At 67.9% G+C, this 13,853-nt stretch carries 9 protein-coding genes and 1 pseudogene; 3 read left to right on the forward strand and 7 right to left on the reverse strand.

Annotation, left to right across the window (positions count from 1 at the left end; translation table 11 throughout):
- Positions 1-60 precede the first annotated feature (60 nt).
- Entirely contained in the window at positions 61-1,041 is a 981-nt protein-coding gene (locus tag BKH20_RS04325; protein WP_075390073.1) for an acyl-CoA thioesterase, read from the reverse strand.
- Positions 1,038-2,735: a phosphoenolpyruvate--protein phosphotransferase gene (ptsP, locus tag BKH20_RS04330; RefSeq protein ID WP_075390074.1), complete on the reverse strand. Its 1,698-nt coding sequence runs from the start codon at positions 2,733-2,735 to the stop codon at positions 1,038-1,040. Before ptsP ends, BKH20_RS04325 begins: the two co-directional genes overlap by 4 nt.
- A 343-nt stretch (positions 2,736-3,078) precedes the next feature.
- Between ptsP and BKH20_RS04335 the strand changes: the two genes are divergently transcribed.
- Entirely contained in the window at positions 3,079-3,339 is a 261-nt protein-coding gene (locus BKH20_RS04335; protein WP_256277323.1) for a glucose PTS transporter subunit EIIB, read from the forward strand.
- Positions 3,340-3,775: 436 nt separating this feature from the next.
- The gene (gene malQ / locus BKH20_RS04340; protein ID WP_075390075.1) at positions 3,776-5,989 is read left to right on the forward strand and encodes a 4-alpha-glucanotransferase; all 2,214 of its coding nucleotides are present in this window, start codon (positions 3,776-3,778) and stop codon (positions 5,987-5,989) included.
- Between the two features lie 143 nt (positions 5,990-6,132).
- Here the strand turns inward: malQ and BKH20_RS04345 are convergent, their stop codons facing one another.
- The 3 genes from BKH20_RS04345 to BKH20_RS04355 form a co-directional block, all read right to left on the reverse strand.
- Entirely contained in the window at positions 6,133-6,594 is a 462-nt protein-coding gene (locus BKH20_RS04345; RefSeq protein WP_075390076.1) for a PTS sugar transporter subunit IIA, read from the reverse strand.
- Positions 6,591-6,821 (reverse strand): glucose PTS transporter subunit EIIB, encoded by a 231-nt coding sequence (locus tag BKH20_RS04350; RefSeq protein WP_075390077.1) that lies wholly within the window; start codon positions 6,819-6,821, stop codon positions 6,591-6,593. The genes BKH20_RS04345 and BKH20_RS04350 overlap by 4 nt, the downstream gene beginning before the upstream one ends.
- Positions 6,822-7,014: 193 nt before the next feature.
- On the reverse strand, positions 7,015-7,758 hold the full coding sequence (locus BKH20_RS04355; protein WP_075390078.1) for a GntR family transcriptional regulator: 744 nt from the start codon (positions 7,756-7,758) through the stop codon (positions 7,015-7,017).
- A 260-nt stretch (positions 7,759-8,018) separates the two neighbouring features.
- Between BKH20_RS04355 and BKH20_RS04360 the strand changes: the two are divergent.
- Positions 8,019-9,477, forward strand: a pseudogene (locus tag BKH20_RS04360) (PTS transporter subunit EIIC).
- 120 nt (positions 9,478-9,597) lie between these two features.
- On the opposite strand, the gene pepN reads toward BKH20_RS04360, so the two are convergent.
- The gene (pepN, locus tag BKH20_RS04365; protein ID WP_075390079.1) at positions 9,598-12,198 is read right to left on the reverse strand and encodes an aminopeptidase N; all 2,601 of its coding nucleotides are present in this window, start codon (positions 12,196-12,198) and stop codon (positions 9,598-9,600) included.
- Positions 12,199-12,391: 193 nt separating this feature from the next.
- On the reverse strand, positions 12,392-13,729 hold the full coding sequence (locus BKH20_RS04370) for an LPXTG cell wall anchor domain-containing protein (protein WP_075390080.1): 1,338 nt from the start codon (positions 13,727-13,729) through the stop codon (positions 12,392-12,394).
- Positions 13,730-13,853 lie beyond the last annotated feature (124 nt).

A 13,853-nucleotide genomic window follows, 5' to 3' on the forward strand; every position in this document is an offset into this window, starting at 1 on the left:
GGAGAAGTAAGTTCTGGACGGAGAACGCAGTCCCCGATCCGTGTCCTCAAGGGGCGGGCGTCAGCCGGGGATGGTACTGCCGTCGTCGCCCTCGCCCATACGGATCCGCCAACGTCCCGAACCACCGTCGGACTGAGAAGCAGCGGGCATGCGCACCATGCCCTCCTGGGCGATGGTCGACACCAGCCGGCCGGATGAGTCGAAGACCTGTGCGCGCGCCATGCCGCGGCCGCCCTGTGAGGAGGGGGAGTCCTGCACGTAGAGCAGCCAGTCGCCCATGTCCACGTCCCGGTGGAACCACTGGGCGTGGTCGAGGGTCGCCAGGCTCATGCCCTCGCTGCGCCAGGACAGTCCCTGGCTTCGCAGCACCGGCTCCAGCATCACCTGGTCGCACACGTAGGCCAGCAGCGCCCGGTGCACGGTCTGGGAGGTCTGCTCCGGGATGCGGCTGCGCGAGCGCATCCATAGGTGCTGGCCGCTGGCACGCTCCTTGGCGGGGCGCAGGTAGAGATTGCCCTCCACGTGCCTGAGGTCGAAGGCCGCCGTGCGCCCCAGGAAACGCGCCACCGGATGGTCGATGGTGCGGAAGATCTCCAGCGCGCTCGTTAAGTCCTCAGGGCGCGGAACTGAGGGGGCTGCGACATGGAGGTCAGCGCCCTCCTGCTCTTCCTGGAAGGAGGTGAGCATCGTCAGGATCGGCGTGCCCTCCTGGGAGGCGGCGGTGCGCCGTTGGGAGAAGGACCGCCCGTCGTGCAGGCGCTCGACGGCGAAGGTGATTGGCCTGTCGGGCTGCCCGCCCCTCATGAAGAAAGCGTGGACCGAGTGCGGCAGGCGTTCACCGTCACCGTCGTCCTCGATGGTGGCGGCTGCGGCGAGCATGCCCTGGGCCACCACCTGTCCTCCATAGACCCGGCCCGAGAGCTGGGGCAAGGAGTCCCCGGAGAAGATGTCCTCCCCATCACCCGCCGCCAGGCTGAGGATTCGGGTCACCGACCCGAGGGGCTCCTCCGTGGCGACGGGGACGGGGTATGGAGTTGTCACAGACCGAGCTCCTCCAGGATCGGAAGCTTGGCGCGCACTGCTGCGCGCGCGTCCTCGGCCGTCGCCGCGTCCAGGGCGATCCTCGCCAGCTCCTGGCACTCGGCGAGCGTGACGGACTTCAGGACGGCGTCGACATCCGGTAGCGCGCGTGCCGTCATCGACAGGGAGGCGACTCCCAGCCCCACGAGGACGGCGGCCAGTGCCGGGTCCGCCGCGGCCTCACCGCACACGCCCACCGGACGTCCCCTGTGGGAGGCCCCCTCGCACGCGGTACTGATCAGACGCAGAACGGCCGGCTGCCAGGCAGTGGACAGATCCGCCAGCGAGGACAGCAGGCGGTCTGCCGCCATGACGTACTGGGTGAGGTCGTTGGTGCCCACGGAGGCGAAGTCGGCGTGCTCGAAGAGCTTGTCGGCCATGAGTGCGGCCGAGGGCACCTCGATCATCATGCCGGCCGTCTTCAGACCGTAGGAGCGGGCCTTCTGCGTGAAGGCCTCGGCCTCCCCGGCCGTGGAGATCATCGGGGCCATGACCCACACCTTGGCCTCGGTGGCGGCCTCGGCCTTGGCCAGGGCCTCGAGCTGGTGATCCAGGACCTCGGGGTCGCGGCGCGTCGTGCGGTAGGCGCGCACGCCGAGCGCCGGGTTGGCCTCGGTGGCGTCAGTCAGGAAGGGCAGCGGCTTGTCCGCGCCGGCGTCGAGAGTACGGACCACGACCTTCTTCCCGGGGAACGCCTCCAGGACTCCCTGGTAGGCCTCCACCTGAGCCTCCACCGTGGGCTCCTCAGGCTGGTCCAGGAAGCAGAACTCGGTGCGGAACAGGCCGATGCCCATGGCTCCGGCCTCAGCGGCGCTACGGGCGCCGGCTGCGTCACCGACATTGGCCAGCAGCTGGACCTCGTGGCCGTCCTTCGTGGCTCCGTCGCCGTTGAAGACGCGCACGCGGGAGGCAAGCTCCCGCGCCCGGCGCAGAGCGTCCTCGGAGGGGTTGATGGTGATGCTTCCCTTAGTGCCGTCAACCAGGACGATGTCGCCGTCGGACAGCGCGTCGGTGACCTTCTCGCCGGTGCCGACGATCGCCGGCATGCCCAGCGCGCGCGCCAGGATCGCGGTGTGGGAGGTGGGGCCGCCCTCGGAGGTGATGAAGGCGATGACCTTCTCAGGGTCCAGCAGCGCGGTGTCGGCCGGGGCGAGGTCGGCCGCCACGAGCACGAAGGGCTCAGGCAGGCGGGGGATCCCCGGCATCGGGGACTCGGTCAGGACGGCGACGATGCGGTCGCGGACGTCCTGGACGTCACGGGTGCGCTCGGCCATGTAGCCGCCCAGGGACTCCAGCATGGCGGCCAGCGTTCCCGCGGACTCCCACACGGCGCGCTCTGGGACCAGGCGCTTCTCGCGCACCATGGCCTGCGCCGTCGAGGTCAGGGTGGGGTCGGCGGCCATCTGCGCGGTGGTCTCAAGGAGGGTTCGGGCCTCGGCCTTGGCCTCGGCCGCGGACAGCTCCAGGCCCTTCTTGACCCGTTGGGCCGCCAGCGCGATGCGCTCGCACTCCTTCTCGATGTCGCGACTGGGCTCGAGGGTCGCGATCTCGGGCTCAGGAATGGGAGGTGCCATCCTGGCGACGGGGCCGGCCACAAGGCCAGGGCTCACACCGGTGCCGGACAGGGTTGTGGAGGTGGTGTCGGACACTGTCATGTGGTGCTCCTCATCGGAGACGAATGGGGATCATCGCTCATTGTGCCCCGATTGTGGTCGGAAAGAGGCATTTCCGCCAGGGGAATAACGATCTCCTCTGCGGCGGCGTCGAGGCATCTATCGCGTTCTCGTAAGGTTACGTGAGTGAGCGCCGTCATGCGAGGAAGGTTCTCCGGTGCTGCCGTCCGCTGCCGTCTCCCGTGCGGCAGGCGCCCGCGGCTTCCGTGCACGTGCGTCTTCCTGCCGACCGGAGCTCTTCGCCGCGGATCCCGCGGAGGTGGGATAAAGTGATCGTGAGCACGAAGGACCTCAGCTGCCCGACCACGCGCATGACAGACGGGGATTGCACGAGGACGGGAACCGGGAAGGAGAAGCCATGAGTACTGCATCAGACATCGTCGCCGGTCTCGGCGGCCAGGAGAACATCACCGACCTCGAGCCGTGCATCACGCGCCTGCGCGTCGAGGTAACCGATCAGACGAAGGTTGATGAGGAGGCGCTGCGAGCGGCCGGTGCCTTCGGCGTGGTGCGTTCGGGCCGCGTCGTCCAGGTCGTCGTGGGGCCCACGGCGGACAACCTCGCCTCAGAGATCGCAGCTCTCTGACTGATCGCCTCCGTTCCCGGACGGTCTGCATGGTCGCCCGGCTCCAGTGCCTTCAGCATGGAGCCGGGCGATCTGCCTTCGCCCGCACGGCGGTCGGGCGCATGCCGGCAGCGGGACCCCCGGTCTCGCCGTCTGGTCAGCCGCCTGCCGACCGGCTGTGGGGTCTTGGGCACGCGTTCCCCGAGCTGCTCATCGGTAGTGGCGCCATCGTGCGGCCTCATGGTGAAACAGTTGCAGCAAAACGTCAGGAGATACGGTGCGGCGGGTGCACAACCCTCAGCCGTTAGGGCACACTTGGACACTGCTAGTCCTGCTAGCGCCCGCGTTCCGATCCGACCCATCCATCCCCAGGGGTGATGGCGGAGGGCAACCCTGCTCCACGCCCGCTCCATGGCGCTCTATCGCACATCTGCTCACGCAAGGCTGACCCACGCACATGAACGAGTTCAACGACGACCTGTTACCTGCTTCCGAGAGCCTCAAGCAACTGGCTGAGGCGCACGGTGTCTCCACCGAGTACTGGGACTATCACGGCAACCTTGCCTCTCCCTCAAGCGCCACTCTCAGGGCCGTACTAGCCGCGTTAGGGGTGAACACCCACTCCGAGGAGGAGATCGGGCGCGCTCTGCGAGAGGTCGAGGACGCCCCTTGGCGGCAGGCGCTTGCCCCCACAGTCGTCACGCGCGGCGGTGTGGAGTCCACCGTCCCCGTCTACGTTCCCGACGGCGCCAAGGTGCGGGTGCGCGTCGAGCTCGAGGACGGGGAGGTCCGTGAGCTGACTCAGACTGAGGACTGGACCGTGCCCCGGGAGGTGGACGGCGTCAAGCGCGGCCGCGCCTCCTTCATCCTCGGAGCCGATCTGCCCCTGGGGTGGCACCGGCTCATCGCCGAGGTCAGCCCCGGCTCCACTGACCAGGCGGCCCCGCAGGGGGCTCATGCCGCGGCGCCCGCCGACGGCGAGGCGGAGACCATCACCGTGACCTCGGCGCTGGCGGTCACCCCCAACCACCTTGATCTGCCCGAGTCTCTCGGCGATCGAGGCTGGGGAGTCATGGCCCAGCTGTACTCGACCCGCTCGCGCGGGTCGTGGGGGACCGGTGACACCGACGACCTCACCGAGCTCGCCGCCTTTCTGGGGGACCAGGGGGCTGACTTCCTGCTCATCAACCCGCTGCACGCGGCTGAGCCGGTGGCGCCGATGACCTGCTCACCTTACTTGCCGGTGACGCGCCGCTTCGTCAACCCCCTCTACATCCGGCCGGAGAACATCCCCGAAGTGGCCCGCTTGTCCGGCCCCAAGCGCTCGCTGGTGCAGTGGGCCTTCGAGGAGGTCAAGGACAGCGACCTCAGCGCCGAGCCGATCGACCGCGACGCGGCGTGGAAGGCCAAGCGCGAGGCCCTCGAGGTTATCTTCGCGGCCGGTCGCTCCTACTCTCGCCAGCGGGACTTCGAGCGCTTCCGTGCCGAGCAGGGCGAGGGACTGGAGCGCTTCGCCCTGTGGAGCGCGCTGGTGGAGAAGCACGGGCCCCTGGACACCTGGCCCGCCACGCTGCGGGAGGCGGACTCCGCCTACGTCGCCAACGAGGCGCACCAGCTGGCCGAGCGCATCGACTTCTTCGCCTGGCTGCAGTGGATCGTCGACGAGCAGCTGGCCCGTGCCCAGGCTGAGGCTCTGGCTTCGGGGATGGCCCTGGGCATCATGGATGACCTCGCGGTGGGAGTGCACTCGCAGGGAGCTGACGTGTGGTCCAACCCGGAGGCCTTCGCCTCCGGAGTCACCGTGGGGGCTCCGCCGGACATGTACAACCAGCAGGGGCAGAACTGGTCCCAGCCGCCGTGGAACCCTCAGTACCTGGCGCGCAGCGCCTACGCCCCCCTGCGTGACATGGTGCGCACAGTCCTGCGCCACGCCGGCGCGCTGCGCGTGGACCACATCATCGGCCTGTTCCGCCTGTGGTGGATCCCTGAGGGCATGGGGGCGGACCACGGCGCCTACGTGCGTTACGACCATGAGGCCATGCTCGGCGTCGTGCTCCTGGAGGCATACCGGGCCGGTGCCGTCGTCATCGGTGAGGACCTGGGAACCGTGGAGCCCTGGGCGCGCGACTACCTGGCCAGTCGTGGTGTGCTGGGAACCAGCGTCCTGTGGTTCGAGAAACAGCACGACGGCTGGCCCCTCCAGCCTCAGGACTACCGCAGGCTTGCCCTGTCCACGGTCAACACCCATGATCTTCCCCCGACTGCCGGTTACCTGGCTGACGAGCACGTCGATCTGCGTGAGCGCCTCGGCCTGCTCACGGAGCCGGTCGAGCAGGTGCGCACCGAGGCGCGCATCGAGCGCGACCGGATGACCGCCCGACTGCGCGAGCACGGCCTGCTGGGGGACGCCCCCACCGAGCGTCAGGTCGTGGAGGCCCTGCACCGTTACGTGGTGTGCACTCCCTCGGTCCTGGTCGGCGTCGCCCTGGTTGACGGCGTGGGGGAGCGGCGCGCTCAGAACCAGCCCGGCACCGACCAGGAGTACCCCAACTGGCGGATCCCTCTGGCCGACGGCGCGGGCGAGGTCGTCCTGGTCGACGACCTGCCCGAGAACGCACGCCTGGGCAGCCTGCTGAGCGCCGTACGCGACGAGATGGCTTCTCAGGACTGATGTCACTCGGTCAGCGCCCGCCGGATCGGGCGGGCCGGAGTCGGGTGAACTGCTGAGATGCTGTGGTCCCGGCCGTCGTACTGGCGGCCGGGACCACACGTTGTTGCGGGCGAGGCCCGATGGAACCGGACCCGCGTTCGGGTCTACGCCCAGGTCATGAGCGTGTCGCCGGCTGCGACTGTGCGGTCGGGAGACACCGGCTCCAGGTCGGACTCATCGCCCTCCAGAGCGATGACCGGGACGATCGGGTTGAGCCCACCGGCCTCGATCTGAGCGGGGGACCAGCTGATGATGGGGCTGCCCGCTTCGACTCTCTGCCCCTCATCGGCCCGGAGAGTGAAGCCGCTGCCCCCCAGACTCACGGTGTCCAGCCCCAGGTGGACCAGGACGCTGCGGCCGTCATCGTTGGTGATGACGTAGGCGTGGGGGTGGATCTTCATGACGGTTCCGCTGATCGGTGCCAGGGCGCTGACCTCGTCCCCGCCAGCGGGGTCCGGGGTGATGGCCACCCCGGGGCCGACGATCTTGCCGGAGAAGACGGGGTCGGGAACATCGCTGAGGGCGACGACGACGCCGGATACCGGCGACTGGACAGTCAGGCTCACCGCAGGTCCTCGATATCCTCTGCGATCGTGTCCGCGTTGGGGCCGACCACGACCTGCACGATATCGCCGAGCTTGACGACCCCGTGCGCTCCTGCGGCCTTCAGGGCCGCCTCGTCCGCGAGGGAACCGTCCTCCAGCTCGCAGCGCAGCCGCGTGATGCAGGGCTCGATCTCCACGATGTTGTCGAATCCTCCGAGGGCGTCGACGATGCTCTGTGCCTGAGACATGGGTTCCTCCTGGGTCTGCCCGGGGTGTGCCGGGCTCGGTGGGTGATGGTGCCGAGATGAGGCGTCAGGACGCGGGGGAGGTGCAGTCAGGTGCGGCACCTTCGCCGGTACCGGACTAATGGTCCATACTAGTACCCCATGGTACAGGGCGCTTGGAGGTTGTCCAGTACTGACCTGCAACAGCCCGATAAGGCTACGAGCGGTCGGGGCGGAAGGCGGGTTTGGGGGCGGCCACCGGGACCCACAGGGTGTAGCGGTCGGCGCGGAACAGGGTGCGCGAGTAGTCGATGGCACAGTGCTCGTGGAAGGTGCGCCGGGTGATGTCCAGCGTCGGGGCTCCCTCCTGGACGGAGAGCAGCGCTGCTTCCTGGGCCGTGGCCGCGTGGGCCTCGATCACGTCCTCACCCCACTGCGGCGCCAGGTCGGCCTGGGTCAGCTCGGCGTAGACCGAGAAGTTAGGGTTGGTGCGCAACAGATTGGGTAGGAGTGCTGCGGGAATCCAGTTCTCCTCGATCGCCATGGGGATGGCGTTGGCTGTCAGTAGGCGACGCAGGTGATGAACCTCGGCCCCGGCCTCGAGCTCGAGCGCCTCCGCCACGGTCTCACTGGAGGCGATGGTCTCGGCCTGCAGCATGACGACGCCGGGCTCCATCCCGCGGCGTTGCATCTCCTGGGTGAAGGAGGTCAGCCGGACCTGCAGGTCGAGCTTCGGGGGCGCCACGAACGTTCCCTTGCCCTGGTGGCGCTCCAGGACACCGTCAACGACGAGGGTGTCGATGGCTTGGCGCACGGTCATACGGGAAACCTCGAACTGCTCGCACAGCTCGCGCTCGGAGGGCACCGGGCTGCCGGTGGCGAGACCGTTCCTGACCAGGTCCAGCAGGTGATTGCGCACGATGACGTACTTTGCCGGCTTCTTACCTGCGTTTTTGGGCATGGGACTCCCCTGGTTGACAGCGGGTGGAGGCGGCCAGGAGAAGGGGTGTGCCTGCGACCACTGCTTCCGCTCCGTCGTATCGATTTTCATATCATTATGGCCGACGAGTGCGTCCCGCGCTTGACATTGAAGAGTATATCGGTTTTTCTGGTAGCACTGGTCCAGACGTGTTCGGTGTCGATCCGTCCCGACTACCACCGTCACGGTGGCTATCTCTGACGCGGCAGTGCAGCCGCGCGATCCTGAACTGGAGAACACTCATGTCAGACAAGAAGAAGACGGGCGGCGCCTTCGCCCTTGCTCAGCGTCTGGGGAGATCCCTGATGCTGCCCATTGCCACGCTTCCGGCGGCGGGTCTGCTGCTGCGTCTGGGGCAGGCGGACATGCTGGGGGCCGAGGGGCTCGCCTCGAAGCTGTCCTGGTTGCAGCCTGTCGCAGACATCTTCGCCGCGGCCGGTGGAGCGGTCTTCGATAACCTGCCCCTCATCTTCGCCGTCGGCGTCGCCGTGGGTTTCGCCAAGAAGGCCGACGGCTCCACCGGAGTGGCCGCACTGTTCGGCTTCCTCGTCTACCGGGCAGTCACCTGGACCATGTCCCCCATCATCATGGGCGAGCCCGCACCCCTGAGCAAGGAGGCCCTGGACTGCCTCCACTCCTTCGATCCCGCCAAGGGTGAGATCGCACAGGTCGGCCCCTGGAACCAGGGAATCAAGCTCTGTGACATCCCCACCCAGACGCCCATCAACTACGGGGTCCTGGGCGGTATCGTCATCGGCATCGTCGCCGCTCTGCTCTGGCAGCGCTACTACCGCGTCAAGCTGCCCGACTGGCTGGCTTTCTTCGGCGGACGCCGCTTCGTCCCCATCGTCACCTCCGGCGCCGCGCTTGTCATCGCCCTGGTCATGTCGGCGCTCTACCCGGCCTTCAACTGGCTCATCAACGAACAGCTCGGCGGCTGGCTCATCAATGCCGGGAACTCCAAGGGCATCGCCGGCGCCCTGGCGGTCTTCGTCTTCGGTACCGTCAACCGGCTGCTCATCCCCTTCGGTCTGCACCACCTGCTCAACTCCGTGCCCTTCCGTGCCCTGGTTCCAGCTCGGCTCCTGCCAGACGGCCTCGGGCGGTACTGCGCACGGTGACCTCACCTGCTTCTTCCAGGGCGTGGACGGCTCGAACTCGTGGACCGGGGGCTTCATGACCGGATTCTTCCCGATCATGATGTTCGCGCTGCCCGCCGCCGCCCTGGCCATCTGGCACACGGCCAAGCCCGCCAAGCGCAAGGCGACCGGCGCCCTCATGATCTCGGTGGCCCTGACCGCCTTCATCACCGGCATCACCGAGCCCCTCGAGTACGCCTTCGCCTACGTGGCCTTCCCGATCTACGCCGTCCACGCGGTGCTGACCGGCTCCTCCCTGGCCGTCGCCAACCTGCTGGGCGCCAAGGACGGCTTCTCCTTCTCCGCCGGCGCGATCGACTACCTGCTCAACTTCGGCAAGTCCGCCGAGCTCTCCGGTGGGGTGGTGCGTGGCCCGCTCATGATCCTCATCATGGGGCTGGTCTACGCCGTCATCTACTACTTCCTCTTCAGGTTCCTCATCGTCAAGTTCGACTTCAAGACCCCCGGGCGCGAGGACGACGACGTCGACGCCTTCGCCGCTGCGCAGGCCGCCGCCGCCAAGTCCACGGGCAAGAAGTCTGCGGAGTCATCCCGGCGCTGAGCGATGCCGGTGCCGGGATGTCGGGGCCGGCACCTCACGAGCTGGGGCCGAGCGCGTCATGCGCTCGGCCCCAGCTCATTGCCTCATCCTGAGCCCGCTGAGGGCCGCAGTGCGGCGCGGCTACTGCCTGCTCTGGCTCTCAGCGGCCTGCGCCCTGGCCACGCGCAGCGTGTCATCGAGGTTCTCGCGCACGATCCGTCGCAGTGCGGCCGGGGCCTGGGCGTGGGACTCCAACCAGCCCCTCAGGGCGGCGGCCGGGTCATCAGCGCCCTTCAGGCCCACCGTGGCGCAGGACCACAGCCCCGTCAGCAGGTTCTCGGCCATGTGGAAGGTGCGTGAGGACCACACCGAGTCGATGGCCTCCACATACGCCCCCACGAAGGGAGCCAACAGCTCGGGGCGGCGCTCGACATTGGTCAGGCCCCGCAGGACGCGCACCTGGGTCTCATTGGGCATGGAGGCGTCGTCGACGAGGGCCCGCCAGGTGACCCGCTTGGCCTCCGGGGTCGGAATCGATGCGCGGGCCTCCGCGGCGCGCTCACGTCCTGTGGTGGTGCGGTCCCGGGCCTCCTCGGTGCGGATCTGCTCCTCCCCGCTGCGGCCGGCGGCCACCAGACCGATCAGCAGGTCCCAGCGCAGGTCCTGGTCGATGTCGAGTCCGCCAAGAGTCTGGCTCCCCTCCAGAAGACCGGTGACGACGTCGAGCTGCTCATCGGTGACGGCGTGAGCGGCCAGCGCCCGAACCAGCTGGAGCTGCTTGTCGCCTCCGGCCTGGGCCGCCCGAGCCAGCTCCAGCAGCCGGTCGGCCGTTCCCGGAGCCAGATCCCGGCGCACGGCCGGGGGCAGGAAACCCGACAGGCAGGTCGTGACGCGCCCCAGCAGCCCCTGGACGACCGAGGAGTGCTCCTCCACGCCCAGTGCCCGCAGCGCCGCGTCGAGGAATCGGGAGGCGGCGAGCTCGCCGTCGCGCACCATGTCCCAGGCCGAGGCCAGGACGATCGAGCGCGGCAGGGACTCGGTGAAGGACTCGATGTGCTCGAGCCCGAAGGACAGTGAGTCCTCATCGAGACGGACCTTGGCATAGGTGAGGTCGTCGTCGTTGAGGACGAGGACATCCGCCCGCTTGGCGCCGACCAGCTCAGGCACCTCGGTCAGCTCACCGTCGACGTCGAGCTCGATGCGGTTGGTGCGCTCCAGGCTCGCCTTCGTGCCCTGGCCGGTCAGGGTGTAGCAGCCGATCACCACCCGGTGCGGGCGCAGCGAGGCCGGTGAGTCGGCGGGGATCTCCTGAAGGACGGTGGCCCGGGTGATGAGGCCGTCGGCGTCGGTGGCCAGCTGCGTGCGCAGGGTCGTCACGCCGGCCTCCTGGAGCCACAGGCGGGTCCAGGTACTCAGGTCGCGTCCCGAGACCGCCTCCAGCTCACGGAGCAGGTCGCTCAGCTCGGCGTTGGCGTAGGCGTGCGCCGCCAGGTAGCGCTGGATGCCGGCGAAGAAGTTCTCCCTGCCCACGTAGCCCACGAGCGCGGCCAGGACCGAGGCCCCCTTGGCGTAGGTGATGCCGTCGAAGTTGACCTCGACGTCGTGAAGGTCGTGGATCTCCGCGGCCACGGGGTGGGTGGAGGACAGCTGGTCCTGGTTGTAGGCCCACCCCTTCTCCAGGGTCTGGAAGGTTGTCCAGGCCTGGTTCCAGCGGGTGATCTCGGCGGTGGCCAGAGTGGAGGTGTACTCGGCGAAGGACTCGTTGAGCCACAGGTCGTTCCACCAGGTCATGGTGACCATGTCCCCGAACCACATGTGGGCCAGCTCGTGCAGGATCGTCACGGCGCGCCGCTCCACGCGGGCCTCGACGGGCCTGGAACGGAAGATGTAGTCGTCACGGTGGGTGACGCAGCCGGCGTTCTCCATCGCTCCGGCGTTGAACTCGGGGACGAAGACCTGGTCATACTTGGTGAAGGCGTAGGGGGTGGCGAACAGGTCCTCGTAGTAGGCGAAGCCCCGTTTGGTCAGGTCCAGGATCTCTTCTGAGTCCATGTGCTCGACCAGGCTCTTACGGCAGTAGACCCCCAGTGGCACGCTGCGTCCGTCGTCGGCCACGTACTCGTCGGTCGCACCGACGTAAGGCCCGGCGACGATGGCCGTAACGTAGGAGCTCATCGGCTCGGTGGGGGCGAAGACGAAGGTGTGGGCGTCTCCTGAGCCGTCGGAGGCCTCGGCGGGAACCGGCTCAGAAGTGGGGGAGTTGGACAGCACCGTCCAGCTCGACGGCGCGGTGACCGTGAAGGTGAAGGAGGCCTTGAGATCGGGCTGCTCGAAGACCGCGAATACCCGCCGGGAGTCGGGGACCTCGAACTGGCTGTAGAGATAGGTCTCGCCGTCGGCCGGGTCGGTGAAGCGGTGCAGCCCCTCTCCGGTGTGCATGTAGGCGCAGTCGGCGACGACGACCAGCTCATTGTCCGCGGCCAGATCCTTTAACGCGATGCGCGAGTCCGTGTAAACCTCGGCGGGGTCAAGCGGGAGCCCGTTGAGGGTGATGGAGTGGACCGTCGGTGCGACGAGGTCGATGAAGGCGGAGGAACCCGGTGTGGCCGTGAAGCGTGCCGTGGTGGTGGAGCCGAAGACCGTCTCACCGCGCGTGAGGTCGAGGACGACGTCGTAGCTCTGGGTCTGTACGGTTGCGCTGCGCTCGGCGGCCTCAAGGCGAGTCAGGTTCTGACCGGGCATAAGAACTCCTGTCTGAGAGGGATGCGCTGCCCAATGAGGGTGCGCCGGGTGATTGTCTCACCTTCGGATCGACACCGGCAGTGCCTGAAGCGCCGCACAACGGCGCCGGGGGACGACACATCGCGTGTCGTCCCCCGGCGCAGAGGCTGTTCCCGCGGCTTGGGGAACGTCAGCGGATCAGGTCACAACCGGTTCAGGCCTTGTTGCGCCGACGCACCACCAGGGCAGCGCCTCCGGCTACGACCAGGAATGCGGCGATTCCGCCGAAGACCATGCCGTTGGCACCGGTGTGGGCCAGAGACTCGTCGCTGTCCTTGGCGGTCTCGCCGCCGGCCCGGTTGTCCGAGGAGGACTCCTTGGCGTTCGAACTCAGGTTGCTGCCCTTGTCGGCCCCGGCCTTGTTGTCGCCGGCGTTGGCCTGCTTGTCGCCACCGGTCTGCTTGTTTCCGGCGTTGGCGTTGCTGTTGCTTCCGCCGTTGTTGCCGCCACCGTTGTTCTCGTTGGCCTTCTGCTCGGTGGTCTTCTGCTCGGTGGTCTTGTCGCCTCCGGCCTGCTTGTCGCTACCGCCCTTGTTCTCGGTGGTCTTCTGCTCGGTGGTCTTGTCACCGCCGTTGTTCTCGGTGGTCTCGGTCTCTGTGGTGGAGCGCTCGGTGCTCTCGACGGTGAAGGTGTGGTGGGAGACCGTGGTGACGGTCTGGCTGGTGGCCGTCTCGCTGTGGTGGGAGCCGGTCAGGACCAGGACGTACTCCCCGTCGGGGGCGTCAGCGGGAGCGGGCAGGCTGCCCGTGAGGTTGCCGTTGGCGTCAACCGTCAGCTCTCCGAGGGTGTAGCAGATGCTGGAGTCGCTCTTGCTCTTGAGGAGAACAGTGACTCTCTCGCTGGCATAGAAGCCCTGGGCGTTGAAGGTGAAGGTCTGGGACTGGCTCTCCGCGCGGGCGGAGACCTCATAGGAGCCGGAGATGCGTGTGTCGTCGAAGTAGATCTGCGTCTGCTGCTGCTTGGTCACCTGGGCCGTCTCAGTCTTGTCGCCGTAGGTCATGCAGCCGGCGCCAATGGTCCACCCGTCAGTAGTGGTGGCCGTGGTCGAGCCGATGGACTTGATGAGCGCAGCCAGGTCGAGGTTTGACGTCCAGCTGCCGTCCGCAGCCGCCTTGGTCTTGACGACGTCGGACACGGTGCCGTCCGGTGCGTACAGCGCGATGCCGACGGTGGCCTGCTTCCCGGTGCAGCCGGTTCCCGAGACGGTGAAGGACGTGTTGGTGCTGGCCGACACGAAGGTCTTCTCCTGGGTGATCTTGAAGCTGCTGCCCTCACTGGTCTTGCCGGGGGTGGGGGTGGCCTTGCTGGTCTTGCCGGGAGCCGGGGTGGGCTGAGCAGGGCTGCCGGGGGGTGTAGTCGCCTCGGCGGTGCTGCTGGGGGTGCTCGGGCTGTTGCTGTTGGAGCTGTTGGCGAGAACAGGGGAGGCAATGAGCGAGGCTCCGGTCATTGCGGCCACCGCGCTGGCTGTGGCCAAGGGACGTCCAAGACGCATGTGTCCTCCTAGGTCTGACGAGGGGAACGATGGCTGTCGGCGATCCGATTCTTCGTCGACTCGTTATCTACCGTAACGATGAATAGGGCGAGGGCGTGGGTCTCTGAAGTGATACCAGACACAT

The organism is Actinomyces oris (assembly GCF_001937445.1).
Lineage (GTDB): Bacteria > Actinomycetota > Actinomycetes > Actinomycetales > Actinomycetaceae > Actinomyces > Actinomyces acetigenes.

Coding starts and splice junctions, on each gene's coding strand:
- ptsP (WP_075390074.1), bottom strand. CDS start 2,735: ATGACAGTGTCCGACACCACCTCCACAACCCTGTCCGGCACCGGTGTG.
- malQ (WP_075390075.1), top strand. CDS start 3,776: ATGAACGAGTTCAACGACGACCTGTTACCTGCTTCCGAGAGCCTCAAG.
- BKH20_RS04350 (WP_075390077.1), bottom strand. CDS start 6,821: ATGTCTCAGGCACAGAGCATCGTCGACGCCCTCGGAGGATTCGACAAC.
- BKH20_RS04355 (WP_075390078.1), bottom strand. CDS start 7,758: ATGCCCAAAAACGCAGGTAAGAAGCCGGCAAAGTACGTCATCGTGCGC.
- pepN (WP_075390079.1), bottom strand. CDS start 12,198: ATGCCCGGTCAGAACCTGACTCGCCTTGAGGCCGCCGAGCGCAGCGCA.
- BKH20_RS04370 (WP_075390080.1), bottom strand. CDS start 13,729: ATGCGTCTTGGACGTCCCTTGGCCACAGCCAGCGCGGTGGCCGCAATG.